Here is a 24,563-nt window from a genome sequence, read left to right as displayed (position 1 = left end):
GTAGGAACAAAATTTCCCATACCTTATCGGACAAAGCCCGCCGTCCCCAAGGGAATAAATTACGGTATGCCCTTTAGGGTATACAATAAAAACAGGCGCCCGCTAAGGTGCCTGCTTTTCGAAATCTGCACCTGCTTTCACTATATAACGTGTTTAGTATAGCATACCAGATGTGCCAAATTCAATATTCATAAAGCGCCTGTTATTTTCCCTTGATATATCTTTTCAGTGCGTCTGCCTTATCCAGTTTTTCCCATGGCAACTGCAAGTCATTTCTGCCGAAATGTCCATAGGCAGCTGTCTGTCTATAAATTGGCCGGCGTAAATCCAACATTTTAATAATGCCTGCCGGACGCAGATCAAAATTCTCCCTCACAATCTTTACCAGCTCTCTGTCCGGCACAGCTCCAGTTCCAAACGTATTCACCATCACGGAAGTCGGCTGTGCCACCCCGATTGCATAGGAAAGCTGTATCTCACATTTCTTTGCCAGTCCTGCAGCCACAATATTTTTCGCCGCATACCGTGCCGCATACGCCGCAGACCGATCCACCTTCGTACAGTCTTTTCCGGAGAACGCTCCGCCACCGTGACTTGCCATTCCTCCATATGTGTCTACAATAATTTTCCTCCCCGTCAATCCGCTATCTCCGTGTGGCCCTCCAATCACGAATCTTCCCGTTGGATTGATGAAAAACTTTGTATCCTTATCTATCATATTTTCCGGAATAATCGCATCAAATACATATTTTTTAATATCTTCGTGAATTTGTTCCTGAGTCACATCCGGATCGTGCTGTGTAGAGAGAACTACCGCTTCTAGACGCTTTGGAGTTCCATCCTCCTCATACTCCACTGTCACCTGGGTCTTTCCATCCGGACGCAGATACGGCAGGGCCCCGTCTTTGCGCACTTTGGTAAGCTGTCGGGCCAGCTTATGCGCCATCGCTATCGGATAAGGCATATATTCTTCTGTCTCATCGGAGGCATAGCCAAACATCATTCCTTGATCTCCGGCGCCGATTGCCTCAATGTCATCCTCCGCCATTATATGCTCTTTTGCCTCCAACGCTTTGTCTACTCCGAGGGCAATGTCCGCCGACTGCTCGTCAATCGTAGTGATGACGCCGCAGGTATCCGCGTCAAAGCCATATTTTCCTCTCGTATAGCCGATTTCACGCACTGTATCTCTCACAATTTTGGGAATATCTACATACGCATTTGTTGTAATCTCTCCCATCACCATCACCATACCTGTCGTACAGCATGTTTCGCACGCCACGCGGCTCATTGGATCCTGCTCCATCAACGCGTCCAGAATCGCATCTGAAATCTGGTCGCACATTTTGTCCGGATGCCCTTCCGTCACTGATTCAGATGTAAACAATAATTTTTCCATATACAGCTCCTTTCTGCACTTTCTCTTTTGCGCATCCTGCTTTCCTCTGGATACAGGCAGTTTCTTTAGCTCTTTTAAGCATAACCAGCCGCTAACCTGCCTGTGCCAAACGAAAACAGTCCGCCAAAAGCGGACTGTCGATATTTCATAACAATCCTCTTATTGTTCGATTACTCGCTCAGGTTGGCACCTTCCTTAATACGAAGGGGTTGCCGCAGCTTCCCAGACCCTTTGTGTCTCCACTGCTCTGAATAAGAGAAAGTTTACACTATTTCATTTTATTTGGTTCAATAGGAACTTTACACTGTATGATAGAAAATGTCAATATTTATTTTAGGTTTTACCTATCTTATGGTAACAGTCATACAGATGTACGCTCGCAAAAACATGCAAGCATGTTTTATGCTTCCCGCACACTGTATGGCTGTTACGCCTTATACTATTTTTTATAGGCTGAAAGTTTTTCAAACACAGGTACAAGACTTTCATACGCCTCATTGAATATTTTTCTCAATTCTACATATTTTCTGTGATTTTCGGCATCCGGCACGATTTCCTCCTCGATTTTTAAAAACCGTTCCGCCTCATCAAAACTTTGAAATACTCCAGTTCCTACTCCCGCTGTTATCGCAGCTCCCATAGAGGTTGCCTCATCCATACTGTCTGGCCTTCGTATCTTAACATCATATACATCCGCCAGTATCTTACGCCATGCAGCACTTTTTGCACCGCCTCCTATCACTGTCACTGCCTGTATATCTTCCCCGTATTTGCGGAATGTATCTAATACAATAGACAAGTTCATCGCCACGCCTTCCTGCACTGCCCGAAGCATATCGCTTCTGCTGTGTTCCATTTTCAGACCGATAAACCCGCCCTTTGCTTCAGGATTCCACCGAGGTGCTCTTTCTCCTAACAGGTACGGCAAAAATAAAAGTCCATTGCTTCCTACTTCTGTCTGTGCAAGCTCTTCTTCAAGTACGTCATAGAATCCAATCCCTCTCTCCTGCGCGCATTGTCTTTCATACAGTCCAAGCTCCTTTGTAAACCATGCATATGCTCCTCCGCCGCACTGCATAGTTCCTGTCGGCAATACATATCCCGGTACAATATGGGCCCATGTGAACGTCTTCTGCTCTTCATCAAATACCGGCTTTTTACTTGTGATTGAAATCCATGAGGAAGTTCCCATACAACTGTGGGCGGTTCCTTCTTTGACACATCCCGTCCCTACTGCTGCACATACACCGTCCCCGCCTCCTAAAACAACCGGAGTACCTTCCAGAAGTCCTGTCAGTTCAGCGGCTTCTTTTCCCACATATCCTGCAATATCCGTCGAAGAACAAAGCTCTGGAAGTTTATCTGGAAGAATCCCCATAATATCCAAAAGCTGTTCCGACCACTTCATCCTATTTAGATCCATCAGACAGGTAGAGGACGCATCCGTATATTCTGTCACAAACCGTCCTGTTAATTTTAGAATAATATAGTCCTTTGCATTCAGCATCTTATATGTATTTTTATAGACTTCCGGTTCATGGCGCTTTAACCACATCAGTTTTTCACCGCCGTATGACGCACTGATTCGGTGTCCGGTAATCCGGTAAAATTCTCTGTCCGAAATTTGCCTGCGAATCAGACTTACCTCCTCCGACGCTCTCATATCTGCCCATATAATGCTGTTGCGCAGTTTCTCGCCGTTTTGGTCCACACAAACACAACCCATCATCTGACCGCTGAACGAGACGCCTGCCACATCTGCGGGATTTATATCCGCAAGCATCTCCCTTGTCGTCTCACATACGGCCTTCCACCAGTCGTCTGGATTCTGTTCCGCCCAGTTATTATTACTGTAAAATACAGGATAAGAATATGTAACACTTTTGATCAGATTACCATCTGAATCATAGAGTACAGCCTTATTTCCCGACGTGCCTAAATCATGTGCCAGCAGATAACAGCTCATAGTCCCGCACCCTCCTTTTATTCTGACAGTTTAATGACGATTTTCCGCATTCCCTTTGGTTTCTCTTTTACCATATCGAATGCTTTCTGTGCCTCGTCAAGAGGAAATACATGAGATACAAAATCCTTCGGATTAAGCACGCCTGACTGTATCCAGCTGCAAATTTGCAGATGTGCTTCTCCCTCTAAAATTTTGCTCGGCCATGTAGAAAATTTCAACTTCCAATTAAACGGAGCTTTTGACCAGTCGATTTCTGTTTTCAGCGTCTCGGAGATACCATAGACGTCTATATTGCCATCATATGAAATCATCTCCATTGCCTGATTAATAAAGGAGTTAATTCCCACGGCATCTACAACGTGATCAATTCCATCTGGACAAATTTTTCTCGCGAATTTCACAATGTCTTCTTTTGTATTCACGACATAATCCGCACCTATTTTTTTCGCGTATTCCAGTTTATCCCCCGTACGGTCTCTGTCACACGCAATAACAGGCCCCATTCCCATCAATTTTGCGAATTTGACAAAGCACAACCCTACCGGGCCCATCCCCATAATGAATACGCTTTGGTTCGGCTCAAAGCCAAATGTTTTTGCCTCTGAGAGTACTTCCCGAAATGTAATGATCATTGCAGAGTCTACCGGGTCAAAATCTGCCGGAAGCTTTCTCTGTGCATAATCACATTCATCCGGCTGTATACCGTTAGCCAGTTTCGCTTTATAGTCCGCAATAATGTTGTATTCTGAATAAGTGCCCCAACCGCTATAATATCCCTCCGGTGCTTTTCCAATGAAAGGAAGCGTTACCAAATCTCCTATTTCAAACGAAGTTACTTTCGCACCCTTCTCGACAACTCTGCCTACGCCTTCATGTCCCAGCAATGCCGGATATGTATCGAAGCCTTTTAATTTTCCATGTATGATTTTCATATCTGTCCCGTTGCACACACCGCAGCTTTCCATTTTTACCAGACATTCATAATCACCATATTCAGGAACCGGCACATCTACAATTTTCAAACTCTGGTCTTCAAAAACAGCTAAACTTTTCATCTATACTTTCTCCTTTTACCTATTATTCTACTTTTACCGCTTTATTTCTAGTATCTACTATACCAGCGCCAGAACATATCCTGCAAGTGCGCCGCCCGCGATTGCCAGAATAATTCCTGTCAGTGAGTGTACATTGAACTTTCTGCGCGCTACATCAGAAAAAAGAAATGCACATCCAATTGCGAATCCTTGATCCACCCACACGTTTGTTCCTGTCTGTACAATCAGCGCTAGAAAATGATTCAAAACCCAGAAAGTACCTACCAAAAATCCTGCACACATACATCCACCAACTGGACTTGGACCAAACTTATCTACCAGTTTTCCCCAGGCAAACTTTCCCATAAAGCCAAATGCAAACGCCCCTGCAAAACTTGTTATTACCCATTCCATATCTATTTCCTCCGGTTTTTCTTTTGTCTGTCCCTATATGTTACGAACGTCTATTCTCCGTTCTCTTTTGCAATATTCGTATCCGCCATATCTGCAAAAATACCACCCAGAGCGCCTCCAACACATACGACCGCCAGCAGTGGAACAGCTTCTGCAAAAGCGCCTGCGCCGTCAAGAAAAAGTCCCTTAAACATTCCTGCTGCTCCCAAAGCCAGTCCTTGATCTACCCATGCGCCGTCTTGATGGATTAAACCACAGTAATGATTTACAAACCAGGTAGGCGTCACAATAAACAATGCTGCCAGCCATCCTCCGATTGTCCCATATTCATTAGAAATCTGTCCCCATGCTCCCATAATCGCCAAGCCTACTACAAATGCCCCAACAAATATCCGCACATGCTTCATCATATTCTATTCCCGCCTTTCTCCTGCTTCTTCATAATACTCTTCCAGAATCTTAATAGACGAAGAAGTTCCGATTCGCTCTGCACCCGCTTCAATCATTTTCATACATGTATCTAAATCTCTTATTTCTCCAGCCGCTTTCACTTTCACCGCGTCCTTTACAATCGATTTCATCAGTTTTACATCTTCCACTCTTGCTCCGCTTGTTCCAAATCCCGTAGAAGTCTTGATAAAATCCGGTTTTACATCCAAAGCAATCTCGCACAATATTCTTTTCTCTTCCTCTGTGAGATAACAATTTTCAAAAATGACCTTGCTGATAACATTGTTTTTCCGGCATATCTCAACGATACTTTCCATTTCTCTACGTATGTAGTCATAATTTTTTTCTTTTAATTCTGTGATGTTAATCACATAATCTATCTCATCCGCACCATTTTTAATTGCATTTTCTGTCTCAAATACCTTTGCTTCAATTGTGGTCTGTCCTAATGGAAAACTGATAGCCGCCCCTACATGTACACCGCTTCCTTTCAGACATTCTTTACAAAAAGCACTCTGTACAGAATTAACTGCTACCATCTTAAACCCATTCTCCCTTGCTTCCTCACACAGCTTTTTCATCTCTTCTTTTGTAGCATATGGTTTCAAAAGCGTATGATCAAACATATTAGCAAGCTCTTTTCCTCCTATCATTTTTACATTTCCTCCTTTTGTTTTTATATATTATATATATCATTATTACATACTAATGTCAATACATTATATCATTTTGTATAATATATTTACATTAAAATATTTGTTTGATATGATATTTGACACAAACCATCCTCTAAAGTATAATTAATTATAAATTTTAGACAAATGGGAGGTGTTCTTAATGAATATGGTATATAAGAAAATTCGATTGGACCGTAATATTCCCGTACCGCTTTATTATCAGTTGAAGCAGTATATGGTACAATATATAGAAAGCGGGGAACTCAAAGACGGAGAGCTCGTCCCGCCGGAAGAAGAATTGTGTACACTGTTTAACATATCACGCCCAACCATCCGTCAGGCATTTTCCGAACTGGTACAGGAGGGATACCTAAACCGAGTAAAGGCAAAGGGAACGTTTATCACACACCCTAAAGTAATGGGCAGTTTTATACAGAATATAGAAAATTTTAATCAGGAGATGATAAAGCAGAATCTTGTTCCCAAAACAATCGTGCTTTCTCTCGAAGAAGTCAGCGTATATCCCGAAATTTTGTTGAAATTAAATCTTCCCAAAAACAGCCCCGTTATTCAAATAGAACGGGTTCGTTTTGCAAACGAGCGCCCTATTGTATATGTCAAAACCTTCTTAAGTGCAAAACGTTTTAAAAAATTGTTAAAAGAAGATCTAACACGGGAGTCACTCTATGAGATACTGGATAAAAAATTTCATGTCACTGCTTCCAGAGTCAACCGGCATGTACACGCTATAGCTGCTGATTCTTATGTATCCGGACTTCTTAAGATAGAGGAAAACACTCCCCTTCTGTATATTTCCACCGTTGCATACGATCAGGAGAATCAACCTTTTGAGTATTCCCTTGCCTCTTATAGAAGCGACCTATATAAAATGAACATTGATCTGTACCGAGCATAAATAAATATAAATTTAACGAAGCAACAAGCAGTGCGAAAAGAAGCAGACAAACTCTGTGTCATGCTTGCATGTAAACAGAAGTTTGTCTGCTTCTTTTCATTCGGCGACTGCCGATAGCGAAATGGAGCGTATGCGGAATTGAGCTGGCACTGCGGAAGCTGACGAACGTTGCAATACACGCCCTATTGTGCGAACCATTTCGTCAATTAACTTTATATTTCGCCATCAATTACAATATCATTTATATTAATGTCTCCTCCAAGTTCATCTACTTCTGCGAGAATCTTTTCTGCTGATTTACACCCAATTCCAAATCTGCATGCCCCTAATTTATACATTTTCAGCAACGTGTCAAGACTTCTCACACCTCCTGCGACCTTGATCTTTACTCTATCACCAACGCAATCTTTAATCACTTTTACATGATGCAGAGTCGAAGGTGCTGCTGAAAATCCTGTTCCTGTCTTTACATAGTCAGCACCGCCTTCAATAACCAGTTCACATGCCTTTCTGATTTCATCGTCTGTTAAAAGCATAGCTTCGATAATCACTTTAAGGGATGTTCCTTCTGTGGCCTTTCTCACTGCTTTAATGTCTTCTAGTACCAGATCATATTTTCCAGATTTCAGCCAGCCCACATTCATTACCATATCATTTTCTGCCGGTTTCATTGTCATAAAATATTCTGCCATCTGTACCTTTGTCTCCGTTGCCTCCTGTCCAGAAGGAAACGCAAGGGATGTGCCAAACTTCGTGTTTGTCCCTTTTAAAAGTTCTACTAGCTGCGGATAGTAACACGGCCAGCAAAAGCAGCTCCCACAGTTATATTTTTTACACAGCTCTACCATTGCCTCTACATCTTCCAGTGTCGTATCTAGTTTCAGGACACTTGGATCCATCATATAGGCAATATCGCTTTTACTCAACACATCTTTCCTTATTTCTTCCATCTTTATCTATCACCTTTCTACTACAATAAATTTATGGTTCATATTCCTTACAGCCAGTAAGAAATTCCCCATCTAAAAAATACAAATCAAGCATAACTTTCTGCCAGTTTAAACACATTCTTTCAGGCCTATGTCTATTTTGAATATCAAGTATGTAATTCTGTTAATTTTCCATATTTCTTCCTTGTTTCAACCAGACGCTGCGCATAGGGCCTATTATATGCTACACATCCCACCGGCTGTTGCCGTATCATTAGTTCTTCACAATTCATACATTGTGTACAATAATGAATTTCGTCTTCCCTGCCCTCCGCAAGTTTTGCTGGTGTAAACGGATCTGCAAACGATTGTCTTCCCAAGCCTACCATATCCATCATGCCTTCTTCGATACAATGTGCGCCCATTGCAAACAGAGAAGATTTTTCCGGATCTACTGACAACAGCTTGTTCTTTTTCCCCCTAAATGGTGAGAAATGAGAACCAATGACAACGGTTTCTGGTTTTAACACTTTCTTCATCATATTCGCAAAATAAATATGCAAATAGGACAGTTCCGGTGCGTCCTTCAGTGCCTCCATATAATTCATTGCACTATGTACATTCCCGAGCGACTCTATAAAATAGCTCGCTCCTCTTTCTTCCAGTCCTTTAATTAAATCTAAAGGCTCTGTCATATCCATAAGCGGGGATTCCGGTCCAGCAGAACCAAATCCACCTGGATGCCCCTCCCACATGGACATCTTTGAACCAATCAGGAAGTCTTTATCATTTACTCCCTTTTGGATCCGTTCCATCAGGTCATAAGCAAAAGCAGATCTTCTCTCCCAGGAGCCGCCATATTTCCAGTCTCTGTCATTAAATGGACGAATAATTTGAGAACCCAGATATCCATGACATAATTTCATGTCGATCCCATCTGCCCCGACTGCCTGAGCTATTTTAGAAGCTAAAACAAATTGATCCATTATATGTTCCACTTCTTCTTCTGAAAGAAGATCGCCGCCCAAGCCATACATAGGCTTTACACATACCCTTCTAGAAAAATCTGGTTCACTTATTTCTCCAGAGTGTGTAAGTTGAAACACAATCAATGTATAAGGATTTACTTCTTTCAATTTCCTGATAAATCTTTCCAGCGCCTTTTCGTTTCTCGGCATTATCTCAAGCTGCGTCTTTCGCGCACGGCTCTCATTTGTAACTGTAATTGCTTCTAAGTCAACTAGCCCAAAACCACCTTTATAAAGATTTTCATATCGCTGATATGTTAAATCAGACGGGTTTCCTTCTTCGTCTGAATCCACACATTCCATCGGCTGCGCAAAGAAGCGGTTTACACATTCCTTATTTCCTATTTTTATAGGACTTAATAATGTCTCTTTATATCCCATCTTTTTTCTCCTTATGCTTTCTATTTTTTGTTCTGTATAATTTATCCGATTTTTCTTTCTCCGCTTGCCAGCTTCATAATCCCTTCTTCTGTAAATTCCTTCTGCATAACTTCTCCCGTCATGTTTCCTTCATGCATCACCACAACGCGATCCGCAACCCCCATAACTTCCGGCATCTCGGACGATATCATGACAATACTTACACCCTGCTGCACAAGCTGATCCATAAGCTGATAAATTTCATATTTTGCGCCTACGTCAATTCCTCTTGTCGGTTCATCTAAAAACAAAATTTTACACTCTGAGGCAAGCCATTTCGCCAGAACTACTTTTTGCTGATTTCCACCTGAAAGATATTTACACAACTTTTTCGTATCCGGGGCAGCTACATTCAAGCTCTTAAAATATGCGGCCGACATCTTTATTTCTTTTGGTTTATTTAGAAATCCGGCCTTGGAAATTTTGTTCAAAGATGCCATTGTAATGTTTTTCTCAATACTCTGATTCAAAAACAATCCTTGGGCCTTCCTATCCTCCGTCGCAAATCCAAGTCCACATTTCAGCGCCTTACTTGGATGGTGAATGTCTACTTTTTCCCCACATATTTTTACCGTACCGCTTTTTGCTTTATCTGCCCCGAAAATAGTCCGCAGCACCTCCGTACGCCCAGCGCCAACCAAACCGGTCAATCCTAATATTTCTCCTTTTTTAAGTTTAAAGGAAATGTCCTGGAACCGTTCTCCGGTAAGCCCTTCTACTTCCAATACGACTTCTCGGCTGTCACTTCTATGACGTGGCGGAAAAGTATCCTTTAAGTCCCTGCCTATCATTTTACTGATAAGCCAATCCTTATCAATATCTGCGATATTCTCATCCGCCACATATTGTCCATCTCTGAGTACCGTCACTCTGTCACACAGCGCAAACAGTTCTTCCAGACGATGTGAAATGTAAATCACTGTAATACCGTCTTCCTTTAATTTTCTCACACACTCAAATAAAATTTCTATTTCCCTGTTTGTCAGACTGTCTGTCGGTTCATCCATAACGATAATCTTAGAATTATAAGATAACGCTTTTGCAATATCTATCATCTGTTGCTGCGCTACGCTTAATTGCTTGACTGGTACTGTATAACTGTCAATCGTCCCATGACTTACATAATCCAGATAACTTTTTGCGAATTGATTTTCTTCTTTTCCTTTAATAAATCCACAGGCATTTTTTTCCTGGCCTAACATTAGATTCTGTATCGCATTCAATTCCGGAACCAGGCTTAGTTCCTGATAAATAATTGCCACACCTTTTTTTATCGCATCCTTAGGATTGTGCATCGTCACTTCCTTACCGTTCAGCAAAATCTTTCCATCATCTGGTTTATATACTCCTGACAATACTTTCATCAAAGTAGATTTGCCTGCTCCGTTTTCGCCGATCAATGCGTGAATTTCTCCTGGACGCACTTTCAAATTCACTTGATTCAGTGCAGTTACTTTCGAGAACGTTTTTGTAATGTTTTGCATCTCCAATGCATATTCACTCATACCGTCACTCTCCTTTTCCTAAAGCATTAATCATCTTTACGCTGAATCAAGACAGCTATCAGGATAATCAAGCCTTTGATGACAATCTGGAGATTCGGATCTGCTCCTACTAGATTCAGAATGTTATTCATGATCGCCATAATCAAAACACCGGCCAAGGTGCCCGCCAGGTTCCCGCGACCTCCTGACATAGCTGTTCCGCCAATAACAACCGCCGCGATCGCATCCATGTCATATCCAGAGCTTCCATTTGGCTCTCCTACACGAACTCTGGCAAGCAGCATGACCCCTGCCAATGCCGCGGTAAATCCGCACAATACGTATGCTATAATTTTATTGATTTTTACTTTTATGCCTGTCAGCCTTGCAGCTTCTTCATTGCTTCCGATTGCATATATGTGCCGACCATATACTGTCTTGTGCAGCAGTATCATAAACACAACCATCATAACCGCATACAGCATCACCGCATAAGGTATCAAATTCAGAAAAGATTCCGAGCCAAAATTTTTCCAGAACTCTGTAACAGTCCCGCCCGGAGCTCCTTTGGTATAAATATAAGTGATTCCCTTAATTACTTGACCAGTACCCAAGGTAATGATAAAAGGTTCTGCTCCGCGCAGTACGATAATACTGCCATTTACCAGTCCTACAAGGCATCCAATCAAAAGAACGAAGAGCAATGCACCTATCGCCATTCCATTATTTCCTGCCGCCACGCTTTTCTCCATCATATTTGCCATAACACAAGCGCAGATCGCCATAATATATGTAACCGACAAGTCGATACCCGCAACCAGCAAAACAACCGTCATCCCAATGCTGACCATTCCCATAACAGATGCCTGTCTTAAGATATTCGCCACATTGGAAAAGGTCGGAAATATCTCCGGCGACGCAATAGAAGAAATAATAAATAACAAAATTAATGCAATGTATGGTCCGCTTATCGGATTCCTTAATATTCTCTTTATAACGCTGGGTTTCCCAGCTATATTTGTAGTTTCTTTACCCACTTTAATTCCTCCAGTCTATTCCTTGTTTTATTCGTAGAGGACCGTGCGCTCTGTTACAAGCGGGCTTACTAAAACTTTTATTAATTTAGGATTTTTGCGTATTTCTTTTAAAGCATCTTCCAGCTCTTCTAATGGTACAATCATAGAAATCAATGGCATTGGATCTACACGATTATATTTCAAAAGTGTAAGTGCATCTCCCCAGTCATATCCGATTCCCGCACAGCTTCCACTGACTTTTTTCTCTTCCAATACAAAGGATACCGGTGGAAGGCTTGCGTAATCATCATCCGCACAGATGCCGAATGCTTCTACCTTGCCACCTCTTCTTATCATCTTAAATGCCTGTTCATATGTTTTTGAGCTTCCTACTGCCTCCAGTACAAAATCGGCTCCGACTCCGTTTGTCAAACGCATAACTTCTTCAATCGGATCTGCCTCTTTTACATTGATTGTATAATCCGCAACAACCTCTTTTGCCATTTTTAAACGATCCACATTAGCGTCAATCACGATGACGGGCGCTGCTCCACGCAATTTTGCAAGCTGTGCATGCATGATTCCGAGCCCTGCTCCGATTACAACAACGCTTCTTCCCATAACGCAGTCCATCTTCCTGGAAGCATTTAAGCAGGCAGTAAGTGGTTCTACAAATGCTGCCTTTTCATCGGAAACCTCATCTGGTACAAGATAAATATTTTTCCACGGTACTTTTACATATTCTGCAAATCCGCCATCCATATGAATTCCTATTTGCTTAAAATCCTGACACAAAAGTGGCTCTCCAATTCGACAGTGGTAACAGGTTCCGCACGGTTTACAAATATCATATGTAACTCTATCACCTACTTTTAACCCTTTTGCATTTTTTCCGACCTCCTCAATCGTTCCATATACTTCATGCCCTGTTGTCAGCGGAATACACGCTACCTCATCCGCATATTTTCCTGTATAAGATCCCCAGTCAGAACCACAGATTCCGCAGTATTTTACTTTTACCAACACTTCGTCATCTGTAATCTCTGGAATCGGCACCTCTTTTAAATCAAAATTATATGGTTCTGTCAAAACTTGCGCTCTCATCATTTTCATCATTTTATCCTCCCGATTATTTCGTAAATAATTTGTCACTTCTGCCCTCATATGGCGCACTGATCATAAGCGGTTTCAAATAATCAATCGTTTTCTTCACTCCATCTGCACGGCTCATAATAACATCTTCATGTTCATAATTAAATACTCCGTCATATCCATTTAAATACAGTTCACTGATTAGGCCTTTCCAGTTTACATCTCCCCAGCCGGGTATTCTGAAACGGAAGGAGCGATCCTTTCTTCCCCATCTGTCCTGCATATACATATTCAGACCACCTTTGGCAAGCTGGTGTTGAATAATCTCACAGTCTTTTGCATGTACCAGCACAATTCTGTCTGCCAATTCATATACAAACCGCTGCGGATCGATACCGGAGAATAAAATATTTGCCGGATCTAGGTTAATCCCAAATGCTTCGTGATAGTCTACTACCTCCAGTAATCTAAGAGTAGACTGCGTATCATATACAATATTATTGGGGTGCGGCTCAAACGCCACTTTTACCCCATATTCTTTATACTTGTCAAACACATATCCCCATTTTTCGGCAAATTGTTCTTCCTCATCCTTCCAGCCGTCCGGCTCTGGCCAATCATTGATATGTCCATAATTTTCCATACCGGAAAATGCGACTACCGCCGGCACCTCTAACACATTCGCAAGCTGTGCACTTTTAATCATGCTCTCTGTCCCAAATTTAATTTTTTCTTCTTTAGTTCCTGCACAGATCGTATCCATTCCTTTGCTGTAAGGCCCCATAATCAACGCGGAATCTGGATGGTTAGACAAAGAGGCGATAGTCATACCGTGACTTTCCACCATTTTTTTCAAATTTTTTGCATTATTTCCCTTCAGCATTTCATCTACGTCTATCTGTCCGTTCTCATTATATGCCGGAAGCTCTACCGCTTCATATCCATTAGCGGCCGCTAATTTTACTACTTCTTCTACAGGTTTTTCTGAATAATTGACAACACAAAATCCTACTTTCATTTATAAGCCCTCCCGATTTAACTCTTAGTAAGTCCAATCATAATCATCTCCATCTGGAATTAAATATTCGTCTACATTGTCCGGTGTAACAATGATTGAATCCATCATAATATCCTTTTCTTCTGGATCATTTCCTTCGATTGTATCAATTGCCATATGTAGTGCGTCCACGCTTGCCGCACACGGGAACTGTGTAAATCCTACGCAGGTTCCTTCTTTTACCATCTTAGCGATTCCATTAATGCCGTCTGCATTGACAATCAGAATTCCTTCCTCCATTCTTCCGGCTTCTTCAATCGCATCTACTGCCGCAAGTGTTACAGCCCCATCCTGTGAAATAATTCCATCTATTTCTCCTTCACCGTATTTACTTAAGCAGTCTTCCATAAATGTCTTTGCTTTGCTGGCTTCAAAATCGGTATACTGTCTTTCTATAATCTCTATATCTGGATACTGTGAAAATACTGAATCCTGTCCCTTTTTCTGATTATTGTCTGTACTCGAGCCCGCAATTGTGTCCAGCGCAATGATTTTCCCTTTCGCCTCCCCATTCTTTTCTTCCAAAGCATCCACTAACATCTGTGCACACGCTGCTCCATTCTTCTCATCCGAGTATCCCACAAAATGTGTATAGTCTTCTGTTGTACAGGTACGGTCAAAAAGTATTACCGGAATTCCACTTTCATAAGCTGCTTCAATTCCTGGATTTACCGCATCCTCTACACATGGAGTAATCAAAATTGCATCTAAGTCCTGCTGCAGCATCGCCTCGATATTACTGTTTTGGGTATTTGCATCGTCATTTGCATCTGTTTCTACAATCTCTACTCCAAGTTTATCCGCTTCTTCCATTAGCATATCCCGCATTTTTACACGCCAGCTGTTTGATATAGATGCATTTGCAAAGCCAATCTTATATTTTCCTTCAGATTCTCCTTCTTTTCCCTTTTCTTCACCTTCGCTCTTTCCACACCCACTGACAATAAGTCCTGCTAACATACAGACCGTTAAACCCATAGAGATTAATTTCCTTTTTTTCATAACTTTTTCTTTTCCTTTCATTCTTTTTTGTTACAGACTACCTTTTTTCCGAGCTCGTTTTTTATTTTGATAATAATATATCATGCTTTTTTGTATTTGTCTATAATATTTTTTCATTTATTTTTATTTATTTTCTTTTATTTTTGTTTAATTTCAAAAATGTGTTTCACTTATTTTTCTTTCAGACTATTTTTGTTCATATTTTCCATATTCATTTTTGTTTCTTTTCATTTGTATATTGTTATTTTCGACTTCCTGTGATATTATAATTTATGTAACTATAAATACTCGAAATGGAGGCACCTTCATGTTTAAAATAGAACGGCTCCGGAAAATCAAAGAAATTCTGGCTGACTGTAAGCAAATTGACGTTTCTACTCTCAGTAGCCTTTTAGAAGTTACAGATGCAACTATTCGAAATGATTTAGAGGAGTTAGAAAAAGAAGGATTTCTGACACGGTTCCATGGCGGCGCTACCTTAAACACGGCACAAGAAGAAGAAAACAACACTCTGACTTTTACCGGAGCAGCGCCAGTATATGATAAGGATAAAGAAGAAATCGGCGAAATAGCTTCCAGACTCATTCAGGAACGTGAATGGATATTCTTAGGTCCTGGTACAACTTCTTACTATATAGCAAAAGCACTCCTCACTCGTAATAATATCAATGTATTAACAAATAATTTTTGGGTAGCAGGAGTTTTAAGTGCAGTTCCAAATATACAGTGTCTATTTTTAGGCGGCCATCTTGTCACTAACGGATTTTATTCTTATCCAGATGATATTTCTGCTGAGCTCCATAATATTTATCTGGACAAATGTTTTTTTTCTGTGGATGGAGTAGATTTTGATGCGGGATACACACTTTCGGACTTATCTGTCCAGGAGTTAATTCGTACAATTACTCCAAAATGTAAAGAAATCATCTTCGGAATAGATTGTTCTAAATTTGGAAAACGCGCTTTCCGCAAAATCGGAGATTTAGATTTTCCTGATATTATTATTACAAATGATACTATCACAGCCGAATATAAAAACTATTATCTCGAACATCAGATAGGTGTATATACTTCCTATAACTTAGAAAACTGGAAGCTATAAAAAGTAAAGTGGTGGATTCTATGACAGATTTTACTCTATGTACCCGAAATTTAACAATGGTGGCAGATCGTACTTTAATTGATGGTATCCATTTTTCGGCACGTTCCGGAGAAATACATGGAATTATAGGCAATAACGGAGAAGGTAAAACTGTCTTTGCCCAGGTTCTCGCCGGTTTACGGCCCAAAACATCCGGACAGATATTCTTAGACGACCGCGAATTGAACATCACGTGTCCTCTTTCTGCTCAGAAAAATGGTATATATATGCTCACACAGGAGGTTCATATTTTCCCCGAACTTTCCGTGCGTGATAATCTCATTTGTGGCAATGAAGAATTGATATGGGGAAAGCGCATATTCACCCCATCTAAAAAAGAGATGGAACAATGTTGTCAAAAAATTTTAGATATGTATCATCTGCATTTTCATTTATGGCAAAGAGCAGGGGAACTAGAAGAAGCAGATTTACGTCTTCTGCAACTGCTGCGTATTTTAATCTGTCATCCCAAAGTGCTAATTTTAGATGAATTTTCTACATTTTTAAATTACGCACAAACAACACGTATTTTTGATATTCTTATGAATTTAAAGGAGCAGAATACAGCTATTCTCTTAATTACGCACAATTATTCGGAGATACGAAAGTATTGCGACCAGGTTTCTATTATTACAGATGGAACTATTACAGCCAATTTTACAAAGAAGCAATTCGAATCGGAAGAATTTATTACACATATAACAAACTTAAATATGAACTTCCGCTATCCCAGGCTTGTTCTTTCTAAGGGCAAAACACTTCTTAAAGTGGAAGGTACAGATTGCCCCCTCACCAATATTTGTTTCACTCTACACGAAAGAGAAATTATTGGAATTACCGGGCTTACCAAACCCCAGAGAAAAGCACTGTCAACTTATATAGTGAAACATCTAAAAGATGTCGGGCTGTTACCTGAGAAAAGTAGTGATGAGGTTTTATTCCTTACACAAGGAATTCCTTTCAATATTACAGCCTCTAATTTTCGTAAGGCACGCAAAAAGTATTTCGTTTCTGCATCTAAAGAAAAGCGTTATGCCAAAAGTTATATTACACGACTTGGTATTCACAATGCCACTGTACATACTCCGACACGTTTTTTAAGCTCTGGTAACAAACAAAAACTATTGATTGCCCGGTCTCTTTTTAACGAGTCCAAATTGTATATATATGATGAACCAACTAAAAATCTGGATTCCATAAGCAGATTGGAATTATACAATATTTTAAATGCTCTTGCATTAAAGGACGCATCCATATTAATTCTATCTTCCGATATTTCCGAGCTTATCGGAATGTGCAGCCGAATCGTCCTTTTTAAAGATGGAAAACAGATTGGAAATTATTCTACAGACTACCTTTCCAGTGAAGCTTTATACAAGCAATTATAATCACGAAGAAAGGAATTTTATTTATGAAAAAAGATAAGTTGATTGCATATGATTTAGGAACTGGAGGGATCAAGGCATCTCTCTTTGATGCTGAAGGAATCTCACATGCTGAAATATTCAACCAATATGAAACCTATTTTCCTAAAGAAAAGTTCTGCGAACAACGTCCTATAGATTGGTGGACCAATGTATGCGCCGCGACAAAAAAACTTCTCGCACATAGTCAATGCCTGCCGGAAGAAATTGCCTGCGTATCCTTATCAGGCCACAGTCTTGTTTCTGTCCCTCTGGATAAAGATGGAAAGCTTTTATTGGAACAGGTCCCAATCTGGTGTGATATGCGTGCAGATGACCAAATCCAAAAATTCTTTCAGGATCTTCCGTACGACAAATGGTATTCTACCACAGGCAACGGAGATCCAGAGGAATGTTATACTATTTTAAAGCTTATGTGGATGAAGGAACATCAACCTGCCATCTTTGCAGAGACATCTAAAATACTCGGCTCCAAAGACTATGTAAACTACCGCCTTACCGGACGTATCTGTACAGATCCGTCTTATGCCTCTGGTTTCGGAGTATTTAATTTAAAAAAATGGGAATATGAACCAGATTTTTTCAAAGCGGCAGGTATTTCTCAGGACATTTTTCCAGAAATACTTCCATCTGATTCTATTATCGGCTATGTTACTTCTGAGGCAGCTTTGGAAAGCGGGCTTGCAAAAGGAACTCCTGTAGCATGTGGTGGAGTAGACAATACTTGCATGGCCTTGGGTGCTCGTGGAATGGAAGAAGGTGTTATCTATACTTCTCTTGGTTCTTCCAGTTGGATAGCCGTTACCTCTCAAACACCTGTCATCGATGTCTCAACTAGGCCTTTCGTATTCGCACATGCGAAAAAAGGGTATTATACTTCTGCTGTATCTATCTTCTCAGCCGGAAATTCTTTTCGATGGATACGAGATAATCTTTGCCGCGACTTAAAAAATGATGTAGCCGCCTATGATATTATGAATCAAATGGCTGCGTCTGTACCTCCGGGAGCAAATGGTGTACTTTTTAATCCCAGTCTAGCGGGAGGTAGTGCACAAGAACCTAGCCCTAATTTAAACGGGGGATTTATGGGGCTTACTCTTGGAAACACAAGAGAGGATATGGTACGCGCCTCTATGGAAGGTGTAGCAATGGCTCTTAGGCAGGCACTTGATATTCTATTGAAACAAGTAAATGTACAAAATGAAATGTTAATTTGTGGAGGTGGAAGCAAAAGTGTTCTCTGGCGCCAGATATTTGCTGATATCTATCATATGCCTGTTCTGAAAACAAATATCGATCAAGACGCTGCCTCTTTAGGAGCTGCCGCGCTTGCCGCCAACGCTGTTGGACTATGGCAGGGATATAATAAAATCCTCACAATCCACAAACAAGAAGAACTATCCCTTCCAGATGAAACACGCAGCACTTATTACGAAAAACTCCTACATATATATAGCCTCTGGACAGATACACTTGCCAAATTAGGAGATAAAATGAAAGAAATATAAATTTAAGTGACAAAAGGGACGTGTGAAAGAGATGCTTTGCATCGTTCGTCAGGGCTTCGCCGAAATTCCTCACTCACGCAAAGCATCTCTTTCACACTCACACTTTCGCCAGCTTAAGTTTATAATTCGTAACGGAAAAAATCAGCTTCACGCTGCTATGCATTTCCAATCAGAAGTAGTATAGATACTTCTAATTGGAGGGCTATAACAACGTGAAGCCGTTCTTTTTTTTATGAATTTCAGTTAGGGCGCCACCTTCCTATAGACGAAGGAAAAACTTCTGATTGGGAGTCTGTAGCAGCGTGAAGTCGGTTCTTTTCTGTCTGAAATTATAAACTTAAGCTGGCGAAAGTGTAAGCGCAAGAGGGCGTGTGTTGCAAAAGTGAGGAATTCCGGCGAAGCCCTGACGAACGTTGCAAAGCATCTCTTTCACACGACCCTTTTGCGAATTTCCACAGTGCCAGCTCAATTTCGCATACGCTTCATTTCGCACTGCTTGTTGCTTCGTTAAATTTATATTTCACCGTCAATTTTTCTGTGTTATTCTTCCTTCATCATCTATTTCTGCATTTGGTGACAGGCCTTGCAGAAAATCGTACATTTCTCTTTGTTCTGCCTTATCGCTTATGTATTGGGTTGTATACCCTGTCTGCAAGCAGGGCACAAAGGACATCTCCGCAAGACCATCATACGTAATATCTAATTTTAAAAGTCCTGTATATTTTGTCTCATCATTGAACCAGAAATCTCCCATGCTGTAAATAATGGGCTTTCCACCCACATACTCAATCCCCTGCAATACATGAGGATGCCCGCCGACTACAATATCCGCCCCTGACGCCAGAAATTCTTTTCCCTGCTCTGTCTGATACTCTGCATACTGATTTGTATCTTCCGGTCCCCAGTGAATATATGCAATCAGGTAATCGCACTCTTTTGCCGTTTCTTTAATAATCTGGTTATACTCTGTTGTGTCATATGCCTCTAATACTCCCGGCGAGCTTTCTGTTGCCGCAGGCGTATAATATACAATCTCCGCATTTGTCGCCGCTACAAAACCAATCTTCATACCATTTACGATAAAGTAAATCGGACGATCCGCTTCCTCTTTGTTACGCCCTCCGCCTACATAAGGCAAATTATCTTCATCTAGATAATCCAAAGTATCCAAAAGCGCTTCTTCCCCATAATCATAAACGTGATTATTCGCAAGAGAAACTATGTCTGTCCCCATTTCCTTTAGAAGCTCCATGCGCTCCGGCTTTGCCCTAAATGTATAGAGCTTTCCCTCAAGCGGTGTCCCTCTCTCGCTTACACAATATTCGTGATTTAAGTAAAATACATCTGCCTGATTTGTAATATCCAAAATTTCAGGTGATATACATTCTTCCAGCCCATCTGTCTCATCATAATGATCCAGCACAAAGCCTTCTTCCGCAAAACAGATGTCCCCGGCTATCGTCACTTCTGCCTGCTTTTTTTCTCTGCCTTCCCTTATGTAAATCTGATGTTCTTTTGCCGTCTGTTCATCATCAAGCCATCCCTTTTTCCTATCTGTAAGCACCTGTAATGTTTCTCCAGTTGCTTCATATATATCTTTCTGTGTAAGTTCTCCCTTTTCTGCTTTTTTCAAAAGCGCTCCCTCTGTCTGGTCTGTATAATGCTTTACAAACCACTCAGCAAAGTCTGCCTGCTCTTTCTCTATTTTGGCTGCAGGAACTTCCTCCTCCTTTGAAGCTGAAAACGCCGCATAGCATTCCTCCACAGCAGCTTTTACAAGGGCACGCTGCTTTTTCTCTTTTGAACCCTTATACAGATTTATACTGACAATAACAACCGTCAGCACAAGAAATATCGCAATACCTCCTATCACCGCTATTTGCTTCCTGACTTGCCTTGCTCTCCTTCGCCGCATTGCTTCGCGCCTCTGTCTGTTGTATCTTCCACCCTCCATGTTTTTCCTCCGATTTGTCTTCCCCGTAAATTTTTCTTTTGTCTATATACCTTGTTATAGATTGTCCCATTTCAGTATATAAAAGTCAATACTCTGTAATAGACTGACATTTCGCGCGGCCCGCCGGACGAAGTGCGGTTGTATCAACAGACAGTTTCTACTGACACACAGTGTGCATCTCCCGTAGGATTTTATTGTATAGAGAACGAAGTTTCCTAAATAGATTCGGGTGTCAAAAGGTAACTTTTGACACCCGAATCCTAAATACAATAAAACGTGCCGCATAATACTGAATTTATACAGTTTAATGCTGCACGCTTAGATTTATTTGCCTTATCGGGTGAGGCCCGCTATTTATTAGCTTTTCAGCCTATTTTCAATTTAAATTTCTGTATTTCTTTTTCACTGGACACCTTCTCAATCATACCGCCCAGGCTCTGCAATTTTTGTTCAAAGCATTCATATCCTCTCTGGATATAAACAATATCATCAATAACTGTAATACCGTCTGTAGCAAGTCCTGCAATGCACAGAGCTGCTCCTGCTCTAAGATCCGGCGCGCTTACTCTTGCACCCGAAAATTTTTCCACACCTTCTATTGTCGCAGAATTTCCTTCTACTTTAATAACAGCACCCATTCTCGCCAACTCATCCAGATATTTAAAACGATTCTCAAAAATACTTTCTGTAATCGTGCTGGTTCCATCCGCTAACGCCAGCGCCACACCAATCTGCGGCTGCATATCGGTGGGGTATCCTGGATACGGCAGTGTTTTCACCTGCGTACTCTTAAGCCTTTTTTTCGCCACTACACGTACAGCGTCATCAAATTCCTCTACCTCGCATCCAATATCTATCAATTTTGAAATCGTTGCATCCAAATGCTTAGGAATCACGTTCAACACTGTCACGTCACCCTTTGTACAGGCCGCCGCGAACATAAATGTCCCTGCCTCGATCTGATCCGGTATAATAGAATATTCTGACTTATGCAAAGACTTCACTCCGCGTATCTTAATAACATCTGTTCCTGCCCCGCGGATATTCGCACCCATACTGTTTAAAAAGTTCGCGACGTCTACAACATGGGGTTCCTTTGCCACATTTTCCATAATGGTAATCCCATCTGCCATTGCAGCGGTCATCATAACGTTGATCGTAGCTCCCACTGAAACTACATCGAAATATAAATGCGTTCCTCGAAGCTGTTCTGCATCCGCGACAATCTTCCCATGCTCTATGTCTACATCCGCCCCCAGTGCCCGAAAGCCTTTCAAGTGCTGGTCAATCGGCCGGCTTCCGATATTACATCCTCCAGGAAGTGCAACCTCTGCTCTTTTATATTTTCCAAGCAGCGCCCCTAATAAATAATAGGAGGCTCTTATCTTTTTGATATAGTCATATTCAATATTAAAACTGCCGATAGCACTTCCGTTGATCTTCACTGTGTGCCTGTCAATCCTCTGGACTGTCGCTCCAATTCCACTGATTGCCTCCAGCATGACATTGATGTCATTTACATCCGGCAGATTGTCAATCAAAACGGTCTCATCCGTCATAATCGCCGCGGCCAAAATCGCGAGAGCCGCGTTCTTGGCGCCGCCTATCTCCACTTCCCCTACAAGCGGATTGCCGCCCTTGATAATATATTGCTCCATTTCGCACCTCGATTATTCGATATTATAAATTATAGTCGTATATTCTATTTTCCCGTTTTATTCTTTATATCCGCTTATACCTTGTCGAGCGAAGCCCGCTATCCCATAGGGAATAAATTACGGTATGCCCTTTAGGTAAACTCTTATCAGTCTTATTTCATAATACACTGTGACATTATACCACAAAAACGGCATTTGTAAAATCATTTTTGCTAATGTAACCGTTTCGGGCTATTTTTTACATTTTGCAATCTTGTCAAGGACATTCTCGATTGTTTCTTCAATCCTGCATCTGTCCTCACATACTACAATGTCCGCATATTTTTCGAAATATTTTACTCTCTCATTGTACAGACTGCGCAGCGTCTGCCCCTCCCGCAGCACGACCCCTCTTTTTTTCGGGTTTCGTATCCTCCTTTTTATTGTTTGATAAGAAGCCTGTAAATATACGACAATACCGATATCTTTAAAATGCTGCATGGCTTCCTCACAGTAGATAACGCTTCCTCCCGGCGATATCACCGAATTTTCCACGTTTACACTTTTATTGACCTGATTTTCTATTTTTAAAAAGCCTTCTTCTCCTACTTCCTCAATAATTTCACGAAGCAGTTTCTTTTCCTGTTCCTGTATCAATAAATCCGTGTCAACAAACTGCATGCCAAGCCTTTTCGCTACCACAACGCCAACCGTACTCTTTCCCACCGCCGGCATTCCAATAAAGATAAGGTTACTCTTCATATGTATTCCATCCTTTTATATGCTTTTTTCCATTGATTGTAAGTATATCATATTTTTTTTGTTTAGTAAAATCTGCGCTTGCATCTGCGGTTGTCACAACGGCGTCTGAAAAGTTCCTGGTAAAGCATCACTTCTACCATGTCCCGCAGCCAGTTTTGTCCTGGCCCCGGAGGCGGCATTGGCGGTCCCTGGTGCGGACGTTCTTTTTGCCTCTCATTGGAAACCATCTCTGCATATTCTGTACCGTAAAATAGTTTTTCATTTTTCATTACTTTTTCATAAATGCGGCTGCACATCATACGCAGCTGTAATTTATCCGGATATTCATCATATATCATGCTGTTGTCGTACTCTTGCCGATCACATTCCTCTTCCACGTAAGGCAAAATTTTTTTTGGAATATCTGGGTACATACTTTTCATATAGTCCATGTCTCTTTGTTCAATCTTGTCGTCATCATACGCAAACGGCATGGGATATGCCATATAATACGGCAGTTTATGATTCATACTTTCACACTTCCATTCAGACATTATATAAACAGTATATGCCAGGGATATTCCCTATGTGCAAAGAAGCCGCAGCTCTTTTGGAGAAAGTCCTCTAGAACTGCAGCCTCTTTTTATTTATGCTTTTTATCTCTTTTTCCCCTCCGGAAAAATAATTTTAAATACAAAGAAGAAAATCACCATAGATACGCCACCGGTAATCACCGTCACTAAAATATTATAGACCGCCGGCGATACATACACAGCCGCAACCGGCATCCACAGATTATTAAACCCATTACAGATAAGTGAAATTACAATCCAGGAAAAAAAATACCAAAACGCCTGGTAAAAAACATTTCCTTTACTTTTAAAGGTAATATTCCTCTGTAACGGAAAATTAATACATTGTGCCAGAAAAGAGCCAGTCTCGTAACTGATAAAATATCCAAGCCCCCCGCCGATCATAACGGCCCCCGACGTGTCGTAAAGAATATTGTATCCCAAAAGACTCCAGGTAAATTCTACATTGCAGATATCCACCGGTATCTTTGGCCACATAAATTCTATTCCTGCCAGTTCTTTTCCCAATATGCCCGGCATAAAAGTAAAGACCAGATATTGAAATACAGTTACTCCTATGCTAAATACAAGAAAGCAGAAAATTTGATACAGCCATTTTGAAAACCGAGGATATTTTCTTTCAAACGCTTTCCACTCTTTTTCCCACCATCCTGATATTCCTCTCATACTTGCTTCTTCCCC

At 41.1% G+C, this 24,563-nt stretch carries 22 protein-coding genes and 1 riboswitch; of the genes, 4 read left to right on the top strand and 18 right to left on the bottom strand.

The features are described 5' to 3' along the window. Positions 1 to 202 precede the first annotated feature (202 nt). From metK to deoC (ACZ5C4_RS03675), 6 genes are all read right to left on the bottom strand, one after another. Positions 203 to 1,399 (bottom strand): methionine adenosyltransferase, encoded by a 1,197-nt coding sequence (metK, locus tag ACZ5C4_RS03700; RefSeq protein ID WP_464519855.1) that lies wholly within the window; start codon positions 1,397 to 1,399, stop codon positions 203 to 205. 156 nt (positions 1,400 to 1,555) lie between these two features. Beyond that, a riboswitch (SAM riboswitch) is annotated at positions 1,556 to 1,657 on the bottom strand. Positions 1,658 to 1,838: 181 nt separating this feature from the next. Then, positions 1,839 to 3,365, bottom strand: coding sequence for a xylulokinase (gene xylB / locus ACZ5C4_RS03695; protein WP_464519854.1), 1,527 nt, complete (start codon positions 3,363 to 3,365; stop codon positions 1,839 to 1,841). A gap of 17 nt (positions 3,366 to 3,382) precedes the next feature. Beyond that, the gene (locus tag ACZ5C4_RS03690; RefSeq protein ID WP_464519853.1) at positions 3,383 to 4,420 is read right to left on the bottom strand and encodes a zinc-dependent alcohol dehydrogenase; all 1,038 of its coding nucleotides are present in this window, start codon (positions 4,418 to 4,420) and stop codon (positions 3,383 to 3,385) included. 57 nt (positions 4,421 to 4,477) lie between these two features. Further along, complete coding sequence (locus tag ACZ5C4_RS03685) at positions 4,478 to 4,813, bottom strand: Lin0368 family putative glycerol transporter subunit (RefSeq protein WP_464519852.1); 336 nt, start codon at positions 4,811 to 4,813, stop codon at positions 4,478 to 4,480. 50 nt (positions 4,814 to 4,863) lie between these two features. Continuing rightward, positions 4,864 to 5,223 (bottom strand): Lin0368 family putative glycerol transporter subunit, encoded by a 360-nt coding sequence (locus ACZ5C4_RS03680; RefSeq protein WP_464519851.1) that lies wholly within the window; start codon positions 5,221 to 5,223, stop codon positions 4,864 to 4,866. A gap of 3 nt (positions 5,224 to 5,226) precedes the next feature. After that, positions 5,227 to 5,916, bottom strand: a complete 690-nt coding sequence (deoC, locus tag ACZ5C4_RS03675) for a deoxyribose-phosphate aldolase (RefSeq protein WP_464519850.1) — start codon at positions 5,914 to 5,916, stop codon at positions 5,227 to 5,229. 184 nt (positions 5,917 to 6,100) lie between these two features. Between deoC (ACZ5C4_RS03675) and ACZ5C4_RS03670 the strand changes: the two genes are divergently transcribed. Beyond that, positions 6,101 to 6,856: a GntR family transcriptional regulator gene (locus ACZ5C4_RS03670; RefSeq protein WP_464519849.1), complete on the top strand. Its 756-nt coding sequence runs from the start codon at positions 6,101 to 6,103 to the stop codon at positions 6,854 to 6,856. 212 nt (positions 6,857 to 7,068) lie between these two features. Here the strand turns inward: ACZ5C4_RS03670 and deoC (ACZ5C4_RS03665) are convergent, their stop codons facing one another. From deoC (ACZ5C4_RS03665) to ACZ5C4_RS03635, 7 genes are all read right to left on the bottom strand, one after another. Continuing rightward, on the bottom strand, positions 7,069 to 7,806 hold the full coding sequence (gene deoC / locus ACZ5C4_RS03665) for a deoxyribose-phosphate aldolase (RefSeq protein ID WP_464519848.1): 738 nt from the start codon (positions 7,804 to 7,806) through the stop codon (positions 7,069 to 7,071). Between the two features lie 146 nt (positions 7,807 to 7,952). Next, entirely contained in the window at positions 7,953 to 9,194 is a 1,242-nt protein-coding gene (locus ACZ5C4_RS03660; protein ID WP_464519847.1) for an oxidoreductase, read from the bottom strand. 41 nt (positions 9,195 to 9,235) lie between these two features. Beyond that, a complete protein-coding gene (locus ACZ5C4_RS03655; RefSeq protein WP_464519846.1) occupies positions 9,236 to 10,738 on the bottom strand; it encodes a sugar ABC transporter ATP-binding protein in 1,503 nt (500 codons plus the stop codon). A 26-nt stretch (positions 10,739 to 10,764) separates the two neighbouring features. Next, positions 10,765 to 11,754 carry an ABC transporter permease gene (locus ACZ5C4_RS03650; RefSeq protein ID WP_464519845.1) on the bottom strand — a complete coding sequence of 330 codons (990 nt, stop codon included), beginning with the start codon at positions 11,752 to 11,754 and terminating at the stop codon, positions 10,765 to 10,767. Between the two features lie 27 nt (positions 11,755 to 11,781). Continuing rightward, positions 11,782 to 12,849: a zinc-dependent alcohol dehydrogenase gene (locus ACZ5C4_RS03645; RefSeq protein ID WP_464519844.1), complete on the bottom strand. Its 1,068-nt coding sequence runs from the start codon at positions 12,847 to 12,849 to the stop codon at positions 11,782 to 11,784. Positions 12,850 to 12,862: 13 nt separating this feature from the next. After that, a complete protein-coding gene (locus ACZ5C4_RS03640) occupies positions 12,863 to 13,843 on the bottom strand; it encodes a sugar phosphate isomerase/epimerase family protein (protein ID WP_186875620.1) in 981 nt (326 codons plus the stop codon). A 24-nt stretch (positions 13,844 to 13,867) separates the two neighbouring features. Beyond that, positions 13,868 to 14,884, bottom strand: a complete 1,017-nt coding sequence (locus ACZ5C4_RS03635) for a substrate-binding domain-containing protein (RefSeq protein ID WP_464519843.1) — start codon at positions 14,882 to 14,884, stop codon at positions 13,868 to 13,870. 307 nt (positions 14,885 to 15,191) lie between these two features. Between ACZ5C4_RS03635 and ACZ5C4_RS03630 the strand changes: the two genes are divergently transcribed. The 3 genes from ACZ5C4_RS03630 to ACZ5C4_RS03620 are packed head-to-tail and all read left to right on the top strand — an operon-like array spanning position 15,192 to position 18,957. Continuing rightward, the gene (locus ACZ5C4_RS03630) at positions 15,192 to 15,986 is read left to right on the top strand and encodes a DeoR/GlpR family DNA-binding transcription regulator (RefSeq protein ID WP_464519842.1); all 795 of its coding nucleotides are present in this window, start codon (positions 15,192 to 15,194) and stop codon (positions 15,984 to 15,986) included. Between the two features lie 20 nt (positions 15,987 to 16,006). Further along, positions 16,007 to 17,413 carry an ATP-binding cassette domain-containing protein gene (locus ACZ5C4_RS03625; RefSeq protein ID WP_464519841.1) on the top strand — a complete coding sequence of 469 codons (1,407 nt, stop codon included), beginning with the start codon at positions 16,007 to 16,009 and terminating at the stop codon, positions 17,411 to 17,413. Between the two features lie 23 nt (positions 17,414 to 17,436). Beyond that, positions 17,437 to 18,957, top strand: coding sequence for a xylulokinase (locus tag ACZ5C4_RS03620; RefSeq protein WP_464519840.1), 1,521 nt, complete (start codon positions 17,437 to 17,439; stop codon positions 18,955 to 18,957). 526 nt (positions 18,958 to 19,483) lie between these two features. On the opposite strand, the gene ACZ5C4_RS03615 is transcribed toward ACZ5C4_RS03620, so the two are convergent. The 5 genes from ACZ5C4_RS03615 to ACZ5C4_RS03595 all read right to left on the bottom strand — a co-directional run bounded on the left by ACZ5C4_RS03615 (position 19,484) and on the right by ACZ5C4_RS03595 (position 24,548). Further along, positions 19,484 to 20,911: a CapA family protein gene (locus ACZ5C4_RS03615; RefSeq protein ID WP_464519839.1), complete on the bottom strand. Its 1,428-nt coding sequence runs from the start codon at positions 20,909 to 20,911 to the stop codon at positions 19,484 to 19,486. Between the two features lie 365 nt (positions 20,912 to 21,276). Continuing rightward, positions 21,277 to 22,569, bottom strand: coding sequence for a UDP-N-acetylglucosamine 1-carboxyvinyltransferase (locus ACZ5C4_RS03610; protein WP_464519838.1), 1,293 nt, complete (start codon positions 22,567 to 22,569; stop codon positions 21,277 to 21,279). 231 nt (positions 22,570 to 22,800) lie between these two features. Then, on the bottom strand, positions 22,801 to 23,310 hold the full coding sequence (locus ACZ5C4_RS03605) for a shikimate kinase (RefSeq protein ID WP_186875626.1): 510 nt from the start codon (positions 23,308 to 23,310) through the stop codon (positions 22,801 to 22,803). Positions 23,311 to 23,372: 62 nt separating this feature from the next. After that, positions 23,373 to 23,819 carry a hypothetical protein gene (locus tag ACZ5C4_RS03600; protein ID WP_464519837.1) on the bottom strand — a complete coding sequence of 149 codons (447 nt, stop codon included), beginning with the start codon at positions 23,817 to 23,819 and terminating at the stop codon, positions 23,373 to 23,375. 126 nt (positions 23,820 to 23,945) lie between these two features. Continuing rightward, positions 23,946 to 24,548: a hypothetical protein gene (locus ACZ5C4_RS03595; RefSeq protein WP_464519836.1), complete on the bottom strand. Its 603-nt coding sequence runs from the start codon at positions 24,546 to 24,548 to the stop codon at positions 23,946 to 23,948. Positions 24,549 to 24,563 lie beyond the last annotated feature (15 nt).

Source organism: Mediterraneibacter flintii (assembly GCF_055387595.1).
The sequence above is the reverse complement of the archived record's forward strand: the minus strand, read 5'-3'. Positions and strand labels throughout refer to the sequence as shown.